The organism is Pseudoalteromonas sp. BSi20429 (assembly GCF_000238895.1).
Lineage (GTDB): Bacteria > Pseudomonadota > Gammaproteobacteria > Enterobacterales > Alteromonadaceae > Pseudoalteromonas > Pseudoalteromonas arctica.
In genome coordinates this window covers 30,136-46,816 of the sequence record NZ_BADV01000050.1, presented here as the reverse complement: position 1 = coordinate 46,816, position 16,681 = coordinate 30,136, and the positions used below count along the sequence as shown (strand labels likewise).

Genomic DNA, 16,681 nt, shown 5'->3' with positions numbered 1-16,681 from the left:
ATAGACTGAAGTTAATTAACTTTAGGACTAAAGACTATGTGGATATGGCAACAGCAAAACTGGCCAAACTTTACGTGGGATGCTGCGGCGCTTGCTCCTTTACTAAGGGAGCTTTCATATAATCAAGGTTTATTAGTAGGGCGTATGGGCGTGCAAAGTGCTCAACAAAAGCAGCAAGCCCTTGATACTTTACTTGCAAATATTATTCACTCCAGTGCGATTGAGGGTGAAAAGCTTAATGCATTTTCGGTACGCTCTTCTCTTGCTAAAAAGCTCAATATTAATGAGCAACCTTACCCAACAACAGTGCAAAGCGATAATCTTGCAGAGATTATGCTTGATGCAATAAATAACACAGACTCTGTGCTTAATTTAGAGCGAGTGCTTAATTGGCATCGCTTATTGTTTGCAGATGAGCAAAGCTTATTTACTAAAATTGAGGGCGGGCAATTGCGTGGTGACCAGCCAATGCAAGTGGTATCGGGGCGCTTAGATAAACCGGTATTACATTTTACGGCGCCTCCTAAAGAGCGAGTAAATAAAGAGCTTTCGCTATTTTTTAACTGGTTTAACAAAACGCAAAACGAACCTCAAATAGATCCTTTTATTCGGGCAGCTATTGCACACTTATGGTTTGTAACAATACATCCACTTGAGGATGGTAATGGGCGTATTACACGGCTTATAACCGACCTGGCATTAGCGCAAGAACATGCTGAGTCGATTCGGTTTTACGCTATGTCGGTGGCTATTTTAGAAGACAGAAAAAGCTACTACGAGGTGCTTGAAGCCACTCAACGTGGAGATCTTTGTATTACAAAGTGGATTAAATGGTTTTTACGTACGCTCAATAATGCGATACACCATACGCTTAATAATATTGAGCAAACAATTTTTAAAACCAATTACTGGGCAAGTAAAGATCAAACAAAGTTAGGTGAGCAGCAAGTAAAAGTGCTTAATAAGTTACTTGATGGCCAATTTGAACAGGGTATTAGTGCGAGTCAGTATCAAAAGGTGGCTAAGGTTAGCCGTGCCACCGCAACACGCCATTTATCGGACTTGCAAACGCTTGGATTTTTAACAAAAACTGCTGCAGGTGGGCGTAGTACACGTTACAAAATTGCCTAATGAGGCAATTACACATATTGTTTGCCTCATTACGCGAGGCGAATAGGTGTTTGAATTGTTGTAGGTGAGGTTTTATACCTCGCTTAATGTTTTTATAAAGCGAAAGCGCGATGTAAAATCGCACCTACGGTTTTGTCAGTGCAGTGGTTTAATTATTGTAGGTGAGGTTTTATACCTCGCGGGTGTTTTTATAAGAGCAAAGCGCGATGTAAAATCGCACCTACGGGTTTATTGAGTGCAGTGGTTTAATTAATGTAGGTGAGGTTTTATACCTCGCGGGTGTTTTTATAAAGCGAAAGCGCGATGTAAAATCGCACCTACGGTTTTGTTGAGTGCGGTGGTTTGTGAGGTTTTATACCTCGCGAGTGTTTTTATAAAGCCAAAGTGCGATGTAAATTTCGGCCTACATTTTAAAAGCCTCGGTTTCCTCTTATCCCAGCCGCGTTACTTTCACTTTTATTTTACCGGCATTAGCGCCATAAAAGCGGCTTAGGTCGTTTGCGAATGGGCAAAACTCGCCTGATTTATCTATTTTAATATCGGCGCCGTTGGCTATTTCAAAAAGGTGGTCGTCGTTTTTATTAATAGCACCAATGAGTGAAAACCATTGTGCGCGAGGAAATCGTCTAAATGGTTCAAGCACAGCCATGGGGATTTCTTTTACGCCAAGTTGTACGTTGTCGCGGTTCCAGCCTAATGGCGTGCACTTTATGCCATCGTCAAACCAATATTGATTTGGGTATGGGGTAAAGCGGTACGTAGCGCCTTGCTCTAGCATGAGCCCGGTTGCGTTGTATTGCTCAGAGGCAAATACCATTACATCTTGGCTTTGGTTAATGCTCAGCACACTCATGTTTTGATTAGCCAGTTCTATGTGTTGGCTTAAACCAATAAAACTGAGCGTGGTGTTGTCGTTGTAGCTAATTTTGTAATGCAATTTTTTAAGCGATTCTGGGCGATAACTGGTTAGCTTATTAATGCGTTCGGCTACGCTGTAGTGTACTAAGGGCTCAAGGTTGCTAGCTTCGTCATCAATTAATACATAGCACTCTCTATCTACTAATTTAAAAAACGGGTTAAACCAAAAGTAATTTTGTTGATGACTTAATGCGAGCGGATCGGGCGTTACTGTTACGTCATCTTGTGCTACTAAGTTGCTATCGGGGAGTAGGGTTTCGTAATCTATATCGTGGCTAGTGAGTAACGATATATTAAGTGGTTGTTCTATTAACCACTCAAGTGCATAGCGCAAGCTAATATCGGCTAGGCCATCGCGGTAGTAACCGCCGCCAATGTCTGAATGCGCACCTGCAAACCATAGCTCGGTAATATTGTTTTGATGGTTCATGAGTGTGGGTTCAAAGGCGCGGCGTTTTTCGTCAAGGGCTACGCAGTGCAGCGCGTGAGTAATGTTGTTGGCAATGGTGTGGTTTTCAAAAATAACGTGTTCTGCGCCACGTGTGGCTTTACTTACTTTTGACAAGCCAATAGAGGCGACGGTATCAAACACACATACATACACGTTGTTGCTTATTAAAGGTTCTAAACATTTAGCAAAACGTCTGGCAAGCGCAGCGCCTCGGCTAAAGCCTGTTAGCAGTATGGTATCGCCTAGTTGATAGTGAGCTTTAAAGTCGCTTAATGCTTGATTTAAAATACTGGCTACGTCGTCACCACGAGGTGCAAGGGTTTGGTTTAAAATGCGTTTAAGGCGGCTGCCTTTAGTGCCAATACCTTGATAATAAAAACTGAGTTGGTTAGCAAAAGGAGTAATGGGGGAGTCTTCTAATTTACCGCCAAGCAGTAAATGCAGTTTTAGAATGTTGGTAATATTAGAGTCTTCTTTAAAATGATCTGAGCTAAATTGTTCTGCGTCACGGGGCTCGTTTCCTGTGCCGTCAAAGTTAAAAATTAGCGTTTTACCCGTCATAACCCAATTCCCTTAGTTGTTTTAAATACTCTACACAGACAATGTTAAAAATTAAAGACAGTGATAACGCTCACTGTCTTTAATTTAGTATATATAGATTAGTGCAATTTCATTTTAGGACGCACTACACGCAACACTTTTTCGCTTATCCATAATGCAAAGGTTTTTGCGCTGCCATGTATGGCGCGTTGGTGCATACGGTATAAAGATATATACATAAAGCGGGCAATTTTACCTTCAATAAAAAAGGTATTGCTGGTTAGGTTACCCATTAAGTTACCCACGGTGCTGTAGCTCGATAAGTTAACCAACGAGCCATGGTCGCTGTATTTAAAGCCACGTAGTGGTTGCTGCTTTAATGTTGCGATTAGATTTTTTTCGACGCATAACGCCATTTGGTGCGCCGATTGTGCGCGTGGTGGTACTTGCTTGCCATCGGCTTGGGTAAATGCGCAGCAATCGCCTAATACAAAAATGCTTTCGTCAACGGTGCTTTGTAAAAACTCGTTTACTTGAATTTGATTGCTACGAGTAAGCTCAAAAACACCTAAGTCTTTAATAAAATCAGGTGCTTTTACGCCTGCCGCCCACACCATAATGTCAGCATCAATGTGTTCTTCATCTTTGGTGATAAAGCCTTGTGCGGTACCTTCTTTTACTTGCGTTTGTTCGCGCACGTTTACGCCAAGCTTTAATAGCTCGCGTTTGGCACTTACGGCAATACGCTCTGGTAATGCAGGTAAAATACGCGGTCCGGCTTCAATTAAATGAATATGCAAACGCTTAGACGACATATTTGTTAAGCCATAAAGCTTTAATAGCTCAGACACATGGTAAAGCTCAGCTGAGAGTTCAACACCCGTAGCACCGCCGCCTACAATGGCAATATTAAGTGATTGCTGTTGGTTGTCGTCTTGATGAAGGCGCGTAAAGCTATCTAGTAATGAGTGCTGAAAGCGCTCTGCTTGTTGGCTTGAATCTAAAAAGTAGCAGTGCTCTTTTATACCAGGGGTATTAAAGTCGTTACTTACGCTGCCGATGGCAATAACAAGGTGATCGTAACGAACTGTACGGCCAGGTAAAATAGTGTGGCCTAACTCGTCGTTAAGTGGGGAGAGGGTAATTGTTTTATTGCTTTGGTCTATATTGCAAAAGGTGCCAAGTTGAAAACGATAATGATGTTTTGCGGCATGGGCTGAATACACAACGCCATCTAAATCAGGGTCAATAGAGCCTGTCGCTACTTCGTGCAGTAACGGCTTCCATATGTGGGTACGGTTTTTGTCTATTAACAGTATATCTGCTTGTTTTTTTTTCCCTAGCTTATGCCCCAGTTGGGTTGCAAGTTCTAATCCGCCAGCACCACCGCCAATAACGACGATTTTAGGTATTGTAATACTCATAACGTTGCCCTTAAAAATAATATACCCAAGTGATCTGTATTTTTTATTAGTTTTTTAAGGTGACTTGGGTATCAATAAATTATTTTGGCAACAAGTAGTTACTACTTATTTAATGGGTGCCTAGTTTGCGCCTAAATAAAGGATATGTCAGCAAAAAATGATGATCAAAGGTATATAAGTTATACTCACTTTCTTATCGCCTAGCTGTGCAGTTAAATCGCTGTTTAAAAACATCAAAAGGACATTTATGACCACGCCACTAATTCAATCACTTGAGCAGCACTTTGGTTTTAGCCAATTTAGAACAGGGCAACAACAAACTATAGAGCAGCTTTTAAATGGTCAATCGTCGTTGGCTATATTTCCGACCGGCTCGGGTAAATCGTTGTGCTATCAATTAACTGCGTTGCATTTACCAAATTTAACCTTAGTGGTTTCGCCTTTGCTTGCATTGATGAAAGATCAAATTAGCTTTTTAAATAGCAAAGGTATTTACGCGGCTAGCCTTGATTCGAGCCAAGATCAAATGCAAAGCAGCACCGTAATGAATGATGTGCGAAACGGTAAAATTAAAGTATTAATGGTGTCGGTTGAGCGCTTTAAAAACGAGCGTTTTAGAGAGTTTATAAGCCAAGTGGCGCTTTCGATGTTAGTGGTAGACGAAGCGCACTGTATATCTGAATGGGGCCATAACTTTAGACCCGACTACCTTAAACTACCGCGTTACCGCGAAGAGCTTAATATTCCTTTAGTGTTGTTACTTACTGCAACGGCCACTAAAAAAGTAAAACGCGATATGGCAGAGCGCTTTGCTATTGCGCCTGAGTGCATTGTGCAAACGGGTTTTTACCGCGCTAATTTAGATTTAAGTGTGTTGAGCGTTAAAACCGCCGATAAAAACACAGAGCTTACCAACATTGTGCGCGCGCAAAGTGGCCCAGGTATTGTGTATGTAACGCTACAGCAAAGCGCTGAGCAAGTTGCTAATGTGCTAAGTGCGCAAGGCGTGCATGCCGTTGCTTACCATGCAGGGCTTGAAGATACGCTACGCTGGCAAATTCAAGATGACTTTATGGGCGGTAAAATTAACGTAGTGGTGGCTACCATTGCCTTTGGTATGGGCGTTGATAAATCGGATATTCGCTTTGTTATACATTACGACTTACCAAAATCGATAGAAAACTACAGCCAAGAAATTGGCCGAGCAGGGCGCGATGGCAATCCATCAAATTGTTACACGCTTGCTAACCTAGACGGCCTAAATACGGTTGAAAACTTTGTATATGGCGACACCCCTGAGCTTAGCGGTATTGAATACGTAATTAACGATATTCGCCAAAGCCACCAGCAATGGGAAATGCAAGAATACAGCCTATCGAGCGAAAGTAATATTAGGCAACTGGCCCTTAAAACCTTACTTGTACAGCTTGAAATGCAAGGCGCTATAACGCCGCAATATGCTTACTACGCCGATTTTAAATACAAATTTTTGGTTGATAAAAACGAGCTACTAAGCCATTTTGACGAGCAACGCCAAGCATTTTTAACACAAATATTTAGCCACACCGATTTTAAAAAAATATGGGGTACGCTAAATTTTGACTCCCTTACACAAGCTGCGCAGGTTGATCGAAAACGCGTAGTGGCTGCTCTTGATTACCTAGCCGAAAAAAACCTAATAACGCTTGAAACCAAACGTATTACCCAAGTATACAAAGTGCATAGCGAGGTTATAAATAACCCAGAACTTGCCCAGCAACTTCACGACTACTTTACCGATAAAGAACAGGCCGAAATTAAACGTATTGCTGCACTGGTACGCTTTTTTGAGCTACAAAGTTGCTTAAGCTATAACTTAGCGCGCTATTTTGACGATCAAAATGCACCTGAGCAATGTGGGCATTGTAGTGTATGTAGAGGCCATGCGGTTAAGCTTGAATACTCTATAGAGCCTGCATATATTGACGAGCAACTTATTTATCAAAAAGTAGATGAGTTTTTAGCGCATATGGCAGGCAAAGGTAATCATAATGTGGGTATTGAAACCCAATGCCGCTTTTTAGCAGGGATGAGTGTGCCGTTATTTGCACGTAATAAAGTACGCCAGCTGAGTGGTTTTGCACTGTGTGAGCAAATGCGTTACAGCGATATTAAAGCAAAACTACTAGCGCGTTAAATTAGTTACTGTATCCTAGTGGCTTATTCAAAAAAGTAAGCCACTATGCCTCATATTGTTATCCCCATTGAAAATATTTCTACTACCCCAGAGCCCGTTACGTGTGCTAACTGCCAAGCCTGTTGTTGCCAATTAGAAGTGCGCATAGTAACCGACACCGGCGTGCCTTTTAACTATATAGAATACGATAAATGGGGCAGCGAAGTAATGAAACGCGCTGACGACGGCTGGTGCCAAGCACTCGACCGTAATACGCTTATGTGCTCTATTTACGAAAACCGCCCATTAGTATGTCGCGAGTTTGAAATGGCGTCGGGTGAGTGTATTACCGAGCGCGATTTAGCGGGTATATAGTCCGCTATTATTAAAGTACATAAACGACAAAGGGGCTTAAAAGCCCCTTTGTTTATTGCTTACTATAAAAATTAAACTTTAAAGTAGCTAATATACTTTTTAAGTGTGTTTGAGAGGTCAGCTAATGCAACGGCTTCTTGTGCGTTACTGTTAAGCGACATGCTGGTTTCTTTGGACATACTGGCAATTTCTTCTACGCCAGTACTAATTTGCGCCACGGTGGCTACTTGGTTTGATGTTGATTCAACAATTTCAAGCACGTTACTTAATGAATCGTTAGCTTGTTGCTGTATTTGATGCAGTAACTCGTTTGCTTCGTGAGTAAGCGTTAGGCCATTTTCTACTTGTGGTACTGTGGTTTCCATAGCTGTTACCGACGCTTGCGTGTTTTCTTGTACTTGCAAAATCATCTTTTCAATATCGCCTGTTGCGTCGCCAGTGCGCTGGGCAAGTTGTCTTACCTCGTCAGCAACAACAGCAAACCCTCGGCCTGTTTCGCCTGCTCTTGCAGCTTCTATTGCCGCATTTAGCGCAAGCAAGTTTGTTTGATCGGAAATACTGCGGATCACACTTAAAATATCGCCAATGTGTTTTACATGTTCTTGCAACACGTTTACTTGGGTAACTGTGGCTTTTACGGTTACTGAGATTTGCTCAATTTCGGCCGCTACTTTTTGCACTGCAATACTACCTTGCTGCGATAATTGCGCGGTTATTTTTGAGTTATCTTCTGTTTGCCTAACTGAGTCGGCTACAGCATGGATACTACGGCTCATTTCTTCTAGGCTGCTTACTGCCGAGTTTGTATAAGTTACTTGTGCGTCAGCGGCACTAAGTGCTTGCTGCGAGCCAGACGCTACGCTTGCAGAGTGAGTAGAAAGCTCTTCAGATGAGTTAATAATGCTATCTACAATGGTTTTTAATTTAGATTGCATAACCCCTACAGAAGCCATCATACTATTTGGGCAACACGACTGTACATCACCTCTTAAGTCGCCTTGCGCAATAAGGGCAATTACTTCAGCAGCTTCTTGTGGTTCGCCACCTACTGAATTTCTGATCAGTTGGCTAATAACATACGCAACGCTTGTGCCTATTAAAAAGGCAAGCGCGGTGAGCGAAATCATCCAAATTTTAAACGAGCTGGCAATATCGAGAGTATCGATAGTGGTGGTTTGATTTGCTTGTTCTTGTAGGTTTATAAATTGGTTTATAACATTTAGCCACTGGGTAAACGCAGGGCGCGCATCGGTTAATAAAATGCGCTCAGCTTCGTTTAGGTTTCCTGCATTTTTAGCGTTTATTACACCTTGAATGAAAGGTTGAGTGCGCTGCTCTATTTGATTTATTTTATTAATTAGAGCGCGTTCTTCATTATTCATATTACCCATTAGCTCGGCCATAGACCGGCTTGACGTTTGGTAAAATGCGTTTAGCTCTTTTATGTTCTTTAACACTGTGCTTAAACTGCTTTGATCGGTAATTAGCACTACATCGCGCACGGCTATTGCTCTGTCGTGTACGCTGCCTCTAAAGTTAATTGCGTAACGTTGCTTTACCGAATTTACGTCGGTCATGTGGGTAATGTTATTATTAATGAGGCTAACGCGCGAAATTCCAATAATGGTTAAAATAAGCATCATTGATAAAATTACGCCAAAGCCAGTCGTTAAACGCATGTTTATGGTCATGGTTGATCCCAAGTGTGAGTCAATACGCGCAAGAGCAGCTTGTATTATTAGTGATTATTCTAAAACAATAGCAGCATTATGCCTTATTAATTAAAGTTTTATTAGCAATAAGGGATTGTTTGTTAATTTAGTTTACAAGCGTAACTTTAATGAGGAGTGTTTTTCAGGCATTAAAAAAGGGGCTAAATGCCCCTTAGTGTTATATAAAAGTTTAGTCGTACTTTGCTTCTAGCTCATTAGCTGTATGAAACTTCTCATGGCTTTGTAATTGTTCGTCGTATTTAACGAGGTTTTTAAAGTGCGCTAATTGACCTGAGTTTTTGACTATTTCAACAATAAACGACATCATAAAGTCAGCGCCCGTTAGGGTATCGCCCACTAAATAACGTTTACCTTCAAGGCGGTCGTTAAAGTAGCTAATTACTTTAGCTGTTTCAGCGTCGGCATAGCCTTCTAAAAACTGCGTTTTAGCGCCGTCTTTTAGTACAAACATTTTAAGTAAAAGCGGTAAAATTGCTGAGCTTTCTGCAAAGTGCAGCCATTGCTGGTAGTCAACATATTCAGCGGTATCTACTTTTGGAGCAAATTTACCGTTACCGTATTTAGAAATAAGGTAGTCGGTAATAGCGCCTGATTCAGCAATAATTAAACCGCCATCTTCAATTACCGGTGACTTACCAAGTTGATGAATATGCTTTAGTTCGTCAGGGGCTAAGAAGGTGTCTTTATTACGCTGATAAGCCACAATTTCGTAGTCAACATTTAGCTCTTCTAAAAGCCAAATTACGCGTTTAGAACGTGATTTATTTAAATGGTGTAGTTTGATCATGTCAGTCCTTTTGTGGCTTGTAAGGACTTGGCCTTACAAGCCGTTTAAAATTAAAGTGGGTTATTAATTTTAACCACAGTTTTACCAAAGTTTTTACCGCATATCATGTCGTTGAACGCGCTTACTGTATTTTCGATGCCTTCTACCATGTGCTCACGGTATTGAATTTTTCCGTCTTGTAGCCATTTTTGCATGTCTTGTGCAAACTCGTCGTAACGGTCGCCGTAATCATCAAAAATGATAAAGCCTTGCATTTTAATACGCTTAGTAAGCAATTGACCCATTAGCATACCTAAACGGTCTGGGCCTTCTGGTAAGCTAGTTGCGTTATATTGCGATACTAAACCACACAATGGTACGCGCGCTGCGGTATTTAATAGTGGTAATACGGCGTCGAATACTTTACCGCCCACATTTTCGTAGTAAACATCAATGCCTTTATCGCAGGCTTTTTCTAACTGCTCTGCAAAGTCATCAGCTTTGTGATCAATACAGGCATCAAACCCTAGTTTTTCAACGGCGTGTGCACATTTTTCGCTACCACCAGCAACACCGACTACTTTACAGCCTTTAATTTTAGCTATTTGACCAACCGTTGCACCTACTGGGCCTGTTGCTGCTGCAACAACTACGGTTTCGCCTTCTTTAGGCTGGCCAATATCAAGTAAACCCATGTAAGCAGTAAAGCCAGGCATACCCATAATACCTAATGCGTATGAAGGGTTTGCAGGCTCTTTACCTAACTGCATTAAGCCTTCGCCGTCGGTAATGGCGTAGTCTTGCCAACCTGTGTAGGCAAGGACCCATTCGCCTTCGTTAAACTTATCGTTTTTAGACTCTTCTACTTGGCACACTGTTGCGCCAACCATTACATCGCCAATATTAACAGGGTCAGCGTACGACTTAGCATCACTCATACGACCACGCATATACGGGTCTAGCGATAGGTAAATAGTGCGTAGTAAAACCTCGCCGTCTTTTAATGCAGGAAGCTCTACCGTTTTTAATTTAAAGTTTTCATCTGTTGGAGCGCCATTAGGGCGTGATTCAAGAGTAAGTTGGCGACTAGTCGTAGACATAAAAGATCTCCTATTAATATAAATAAACTACTTACCGAATGTTTACGCTTTAAAAATCGTGATCAGCTAAACAATAATGCGCGGCTAAGCAGTATGAATATGTACAATGCGTACCTTAATAAAGGAGTTTTGGGCGGGTGGTTGATAATTCAAGCTTTGCAGAGTATTTATTCTAAATGGTTTATTTTAGCTTGCTAAAAATATGGCTATTGTAAAACACCCCGTTTTTATAAATGGCCTGTTTAAGCACAGCCTCTTGCTCAAAGCCACTTTTAATAAGTGCTTTCATAGAGCCGGTATTACCAGCAAACACAGCGCCAAAAATTCTGTTTAAGTGTGAGTTTGCAAACGCTTCTTCGCATATAAGTTCAATAGCGCGAGTAATAATGCCTTGCCCCCAATAGGCTTTATTTAGCCAATAACCAATTTCGCCACTGTGGCTGTATTCAAATTCGCCGGGAGTTATGCCAATACAGCCGGCAAATTGTCCATTAACCTCAATGGCCTTAGCCGTTGCGTCAATTACGCCGTTTTTTGAGCCTTGGTTTATCCACCAATCAGCATCGGCTTGCGTATACGGAAACGGAATTTTTGACGATAAATAACGCGTTACCTGTTCATCATTTAGGGTGCTAATAATAAAAGGCGCGTCTTGGGCTTTAAACTCTCTGAGGGTGATCATATTTTTTCATAAATTTTTAGTATGCACACTAACTTAACAATCATTTTAACGTTAAACAATCAGAACCTAAATTAAACGGTTTACGGCTATTACTTTGTTTTAAAGTCCTCTAATATAAGCAAAATATTACACCTATTTTAGATGCCATTATGCACCCTCACATTAAAGCTCTTTATAACAGCGCCCAAAAACCAAGCCGTTTAATTATTGGTTTAATGAGCGGTACCTCGTTGGATGGGCTTGATGTTGCACTATGTAAAGTAACGGGCGCGGGCTTAAATACACACATTGAGGTTTTAAATTTTACCACTGTTGATTACAACGACGATTATAAAACTAAAATAAAGCAGGTATTTGCTAAGCGAGAATGCGATTTAGAGCTTGTTACTTTACTGCACCCGTGGGTAGGTAAACTCCATGGCGATATGGTTAACCAGTGCTTACATACTTGGCAAATAAACCCGGCAAGTATTGATGTAATAGCAAGCCACGGACAAACCATTTACCACTGCCCGCAGTCGCAGCATAACCATAAAGACTTTAATAACGGCACTTTACAAATTGGCGACAGTGACCAAATAGCCGTTACTACGGGTATTACTACCATTGGGGACTTTAGGCAAAAACACATAGCCGCAGGGGGCGAGGGCGCACCACTTGCTGTGTATGGCGATTATTTGTATTTTTCGAGCGCTGTGGAGAGTCGGGTTTTGCTAAATATGGGCGGCATAGCTAACTTAACGTTTTTACCCAAAAATGGTGATGCAAACGGTGTGTTTAGCTCCGACATTGGCCCCGGTAATACCATTATGGATGCCTACGTACAGCAACATTTTACTGGGCTACATTATGACGATGGCGCAAAAATAGCAAAAGCAGGCAAGGTAAATACACCATTATTAAATGCATTATGTAATAACGCATTTTTTAAACTCCCAATGCCTAAAACCACAGGGCCAGAGGTATTTAGCTTAGCGTATTTAAACGCCGCACAGCAGCTTACAAATACACAGCACTTAAGCCATGAAGATGTAATGGCCACCTTAAATACCTTTACAGCAACCGCTATAGCAAATGCATTAAACGAGTGTGCAGAGCGCGAACAAAATTGTGTGGTGTATGCAAGTGGTGGGGGTATTCACAACCCATTAATAATGGCGCAACTTAAAGCGCTTTGCCCACGTATTAAGGCTTTTAAAAACACCGACGATTTAGGTATAAATCCCGACGCAAAAGAGGCCGTGTTATTTGCTATTTTAGCAAACGAATGCCTAGCCGGAGAGCAGCAACACCTAAGTAATACTGCACAAGGTATTGCGGGAGTTACTATGGGTAAAGTAAGTTTTGCAGATTAATAACTTATAAGTAGCGTCGCGTAATTTAAGTGCAGTCAGCACTAAAACAGCGATAAAAACGTAGAACCCATACTTGCAAAGTAGCTACGAACGCCCTGTGACTTGGTATGTTCAGTTTTTATTTGCTCAGGAATATAGCCTTGATCAAATGCTTTAATGTACACATCGAGCTGTTGGCTTTCTTTTAAAGTCGTGTTTTTTCCATGCAGCATCATTTGCACTACAAAACACTGGCTTTGTGTAATGTTACTTAAAGTTAGGTTTACAGTACCAGATTCAAGATCCGCATTGCTCAGCGTTTTTTCAGTAAAATACTGCGCCCCACGCGCACTGGGCTGCGTTGCACTTAGTGAAATAACATCGCTCTCATTTGCGCCATCAGGCAACACACACTGCAGCGTAATGTTATGCGCAGCATTGGCTTTTAGCGATAGCTTTTCATATTCCATAGCGTGGCTCATCGCCGCAGACATAGAATCATCAAATGATTGCAGTGCAAATGTTAGTTGCACTAAGGGTGTACTCATCTTACTTAGTCTTCTTGAGTCTATTTATTTATCGGATAGAGATTATCGCGGATCAAAGTTACAGATTTATGACTAATTGCATTAATTAGTACAATTATTGAGTGGTTTGATCAAAGATGATCTTTGTTGAAATTTTATAATGCTAGAAGGTGATCCCAGGTGATATTTCTAAAGATACGTTCTTAAATGCGTTAAGTAATTTAGATATTCATTTACACCAAAATTTCATTGATGGCTTGAATGAGTGTATTAAAAATTATAAATTCAATAACAATTAGCGAGCCTATTGCGCATTCATTATATTTTTAAGTTTTTATTACGACAAAAAAGCAGATACCTAATTAGCATCTGCTTTTATATTTCTAACGAAGAATATTCAATTAAGCTTGAGGTTTAATTAAGTACTTCTCCCCGGTAGCTTGTTTAGAATAAGCCGCGATTGATTGTAAATGTAATACCTCAGCTAATGACACTTCGTGTGTGTAGTTGCTCGCAAATGTAGTTGTGATTTCATCAGCAACGCGTTTGCGCATTTTCATTACTGTATCTGTGCCTAATTTACCTAAAGCATTAAATAACAAGAACCCGTTTACAGCCCAAGCAAAGCCAAAGTTACGGTTTAACGTAATAGGGCCGCGGTCTAGTGCACCATAAATATACACTTGTTTAAATGTATCAGAGCCATAAATTGTGTGCTCTTTCATATCGCGCGCAGCTGCAACTTCCATACAGTTAAGAATGTCACTTGTTAGTTGGCCGCCACCAATAGGGTCAAACGCTATAGTTGCACCGGTCTCGATTATTGCAGCTGTTAGGTCAGCAAGAAAAGTGTCGCTGCTTGAGTTAACAATATATTTTGCACCCATATCGCGCAGTAATTTTTCTTGTTCTGGTTTGCGAACAATATTAATTAAATCAACGCCATCGGCAATACAAATACGGTTTAGCATTTGGCCAAGGTTAGAAGCTGCAGCAGCATGAATAATGGCTTTATGGCCTTCAGCGCGCATGGTTTCTACCATTGCAAGTGCGGTAAGTGGGTTAACAAAAGATGATGCACCTTCTTTAGCAGTAGTCCCTTCTTTTAGCTCTAGGCAACTTTGTACATTGGCACATATAAATTGACGATACGTACCGCCGCCAATTACTGCAACGGTTTTACCCATTAATGCTTGTGCGGCTGGTGATGAGCCTGCTGCCACTACGGTGCCTGCGCCTTCATTACCTACAGGGGTTGCTTTTCCAACACGGGTTTTAAGTGATGGCATAAATTGAGCTGGAACATCGGCAGTAATTACTGGGTCTTCATCAGTACCCGATTGTTTTGCAGTAGACATATCAGCTGCGCTGAATAAAACGCCTAAGTCTGATGGGTTTAATGGTGCAGCTTCAATGCGAATAACTACTTCATCGGCATTCGGCTTTGGCATCTCGATGTTTTTTAAGGCAAGTGTAAGTTTATTGTCTTCGCTGATAGTTGAAGTAAGTTGGATATTTTTATCTGTCATAGGTGTCTCCTGCAAAGAATTAAATTTGTTAAGCCAATAACATTATTGTATTGGCGATACTGTGTTAGTAATTAAAATTTAGAATAGATACTTTTATAGCTACGCGTTATTTAGTGTTTGCTGCTTGAATTTGCGCTTTCACTTTTTGCATAAATTCAGCCATATTTGATTGGCGATCGGCCTCTATGCTTTGGGCAATGGCTAATTGGCTCATTGATTCGTTCCACTCTTTCATACCGGGAACTTGTGCTAGTACATCCCAATCAAGCTGGCTTGAGCCAAAGGCGCTAACTATGGTGTTTACGTAATAAACGTAAATGTCTGCCATTGTAAATTGCTCGCCTGCAATCCAAGGTGAAAACTTACACACGCTACTCAAAGCGGTTACACCACGAGTTAATACTTGGCGTACTTCGGCTTTAGTTGTTTCAGGTACTTTAGCGCCTGAAAATACATAAGGGATAAACCGTCTGCTTGGCAGTTCAAAATAAAGCTCTGCCATTTTCATAATTTGACGTACAACTGCGCGCTCACCTGCATCTTTAGGATATAGCGGGGTTTGTGGGTACGACTCTTCTATAAAGTCGCAAATAACACTCGACTCAGAAATATTAAGGCCGTTAGCTGTTGTGATTGCAGGCACTTTGCCTGCAGGGCTGATTGCTAGTAACTCTTCACTACCGCCGTAAACAAGGTGTTCTTTAAATGGCAGTTGTTTGTGTAAAAGTACATGTTTAACTAGGTTGTAATAGTTGCTAGCAGCAAAACCGTGCAAAGTAATCATAAGTCAGCTTTCCATCATTGAGTGAAGGTGTTTAATTGCCAAAAAATGCAATTTAAGTCCCTGTCTTTAGGTTGAGTACATTATTACTTGTTTTAATTTGCTTATATATAGGGGAAAATGCGAATCACTTTTGTCTTTAAGACAATAAAGCATTTTATTTAATGGAGAGGCAACTTGGATCAACTAAAAGCCATACGGTATTTTATTAAAGTGGTTGAAACGGGCAGTTTTACCAAAGCCGCCAAAGCATTTGATGTGCCGCCCTCGTCGTTGTCGCGGCGAGTTGCTGATTTAGAAAAAAGCCTAGGGGCGACGCTTTTAAAGCGTTCTACCCGCATAGTTAAATTGACCGAAGTGGGGCAAATTTACTATAACGATGTTCAGCAAATATTAAATCAGCTAGAGCAAAGCCACGAAACTGTACGCAGTTATCAAACAACACCAATGGGGCGATTATGTATAAGCTCAATGGTGAGTTTTGGTGACAAAATATTACTGCCTTTGCTTGATGAATTTAGCGCGCTATACCCCGAAATTATATTAGATGTTAGCTTAAGTGATGAGCTGTCGACACTTGGGCGTGACGATGTTGATATTGCTATTCGCGGTGGCTATGCGCCAAATGAGCGCGTGCTAGCAATAAAACTAATGGATAACGGCTTTATTCCTGTCGCGTCACCCTGCTATTTACAAAAATACGGTGTACCTACTAATGTTATGGAATTAAAGGGCCACAGTGGCCTTTATTTTAAAACGCCAGCGGGGCCAACACCTTGGTTATGTAAAGTGGATGAGCAATGGCACGACGTTTCTGGCCCTGCGGTCGCTATTTCAAATAACGGATCGTGGCTGGCTAAAAAAGCATGTAATGGTGAGGGCATTTTAATGTCAACTCGGTGGGCGCTCGACTCATACCTTGAGTCTGGCCAATTACAAGAGCTTAAATTTGAGCATGAGTTAGCGATAAGCCAAAATGCGACCATGGCGGTTTATTTGTTGTATCAAAAGCAGCGCTATTTAGTACCAAAGGTAAAAGCGGCGGTCGACTTTTTAGTACAAAGAATAAAAGAAACAAATGAAAGTGGTAAGCGAACAGAATAGCCCTTAAGAGTCAGGCGTGTTGTAAATAAATAGAGTGGTGAATTGTCGGATGGCGCTGTACTTATCCGACCTACGCTTATCCGGTTTAGATTTACGTCATTTATGCTTATTTAATTTATTAATGGGTTGTT

Annotated in this window: 14 protein-coding genes; 5 read left to right on the top strand and 9 right to left on the bottom strand. The window is 41.1% G+C overall.

Features of this window, described 5'->3' with window-relative positions; genetic code table 11:
* The first annotated feature begins 36 nt into the window (after positions 1-36).
* A complete protein-coding gene (locus P20429_RS09515) occupies positions 37-1,131 on the top strand; it encodes a Fic family protein (protein WP_007583482.1) in 1,095 nt (364 codons plus the stop codon).
* Between the two features lie 430 nt (positions 1,132-1,561).
* Here P20429_RS09515 and P20429_RS09520 read toward each other — a convergent pair whose 3' ends face one another.
* Complete coding sequence (locus P20429_RS09520) at positions 1,562-3,061, bottom strand: DUF2235 domain-containing protein (protein ID WP_007583478.1); 1,500 nt, start codon at positions 3,059-3,061, stop codon at positions 1,562-1,564.
* A gap of 98 nt (positions 3,062-3,159) precedes the next feature.
* Positions 3,160-4,464: an NAD(P)/FAD-dependent oxidoreductase gene (locus tag P20429_RS09525; RefSeq protein WP_007583476.1), complete on the bottom strand. Its 1,305-nt coding sequence runs from the start codon at positions 4,462-4,464 to the stop codon at positions 3,160-3,162.
* 247 nt (positions 4,465-4,711) lie between these two features.
* Here P20429_RS09525 and P20429_RS09530 point away from each other — a divergent pair, with 247 nt between their 5' ends.
* Positions 4,712-6,640, top strand: coding sequence for an ATP-dependent DNA helicase RecQ (locus P20429_RS09530; protein WP_007583474.1), 1,929 nt, complete (start codon positions 4,712-4,714; stop codon positions 6,638-6,640).
* A gap of 45 nt (positions 6,641-6,685) precedes the next feature.
* A complete protein-coding gene (locus P20429_RS09535; protein WP_007583472.1) occupies positions 6,686-6,994 on the top strand; it encodes a YkgJ family cysteine cluster protein in 309 nt (102 codons plus the stop codon).
* A gap of 71 nt (positions 6,995-7,065) precedes the next feature.
* On the opposite strand, the gene P20429_RS09540 is transcribed toward P20429_RS09535, so the two are convergent.
* The 4 genes from P20429_RS09540 to P20429_RS09555 all read right to left on the bottom strand — a co-directional run bounded on the left by P20429_RS09540 (position 7,066) and on the right by P20429_RS09555 (position 11,275).
* Positions 7,066-8,685, bottom strand: coding sequence for a methyl-accepting chemotaxis protein (locus tag P20429_RS09540; protein WP_007583468.1), 1,620 nt, complete (start codon positions 8,683-8,685; stop codon positions 7,066-7,068).
* Between the two features lie 211 nt (positions 8,686-8,896).
* Positions 8,897-9,514: a glutathione S-transferase family protein gene (locus P20429_RS09545; protein WP_007583466.1), complete on the bottom strand. Its 618-nt coding sequence runs from the start codon at positions 9,512-9,514 to the stop codon at positions 8,897-8,899.
* 50 nt (positions 9,515-9,564) lie between these two features.
* On the bottom strand, positions 9,565-10,593 hold the full coding sequence (locus P20429_RS09550; protein ID WP_007583464.1) for an NADP-dependent oxidoreductase: 1,029 nt from the start codon (positions 10,591-10,593) through the stop codon (positions 9,565-9,567).
* A gap of 181 nt (positions 10,594-10,774) precedes the next feature.
* On the bottom strand, positions 10,775-11,275 hold the full coding sequence (locus P20429_RS09555; RefSeq protein WP_007583462.1) for a GNAT family N-acetyltransferase: 501 nt from the start codon (positions 11,273-11,275) through the stop codon (positions 10,775-10,777).
* A 149-nt stretch (positions 11,276-11,424) separates the two neighbouring features.
* Here P20429_RS09555 and P20429_RS09560 point away from each other — a divergent pair, with 149 nt between their 5' ends.
* Entirely contained in the window at positions 11,425-12,630 is a 1,206-nt protein-coding gene (locus tag P20429_RS09560) for an anhydro-N-acetylmuramic acid kinase (RefSeq protein WP_007583460.1), read from the top strand.
* A gap of 41 nt (positions 12,631-12,671) precedes the next feature.
* On the opposite strand, the gene P20429_RS09565 is transcribed toward P20429_RS09560, so the two are convergent.
* The 3 genes from P20429_RS09565 to P20429_RS09575 all read right to left on the bottom strand — a co-directional run bounded on the left by P20429_RS09565 (position 12,672) and on the right by P20429_RS09575 (position 15,449).
* Entirely contained in the window at positions 12,672-13,157 is a 486-nt protein-coding gene (locus P20429_RS09565) for a hypothetical protein (protein ID WP_007583459.1), read from the bottom strand.
* Positions 13,158-13,537: 380 nt separating this feature from the next.
* The gene (locus tag P20429_RS09570; RefSeq protein WP_007583457.1) at positions 13,538-14,665 is read right to left on the bottom strand and encodes a zinc-binding dehydrogenase; all 1,128 of its coding nucleotides are present in this window, start codon (positions 14,663-14,665) and stop codon (positions 13,538-13,540) included.
* A 106-nt stretch (positions 14,666-14,771) separates the two neighbouring features.
* Positions 14,772-15,449 (bottom strand): glutathione S-transferase family protein, encoded by a 678-nt coding sequence (locus P20429_RS09575; protein WP_007583455.1) that lies wholly within the window; start codon positions 15,447-15,449, stop codon positions 14,772-14,774.
* A gap of 174 nt (positions 15,450-15,623) precedes the next feature.
* Here P20429_RS09575 and P20429_RS09580 point away from each other — a divergent pair, with 174 nt between their 5' ends.
* Positions 15,624-16,550, top strand: coding sequence for a LysR family transcriptional regulator (locus P20429_RS09580; RefSeq protein WP_007583453.1), 927 nt, complete (start codon positions 15,624-15,626; stop codon positions 16,548-16,550).
* Positions 16,551-16,681: the final 131 nt, after the last annotated feature.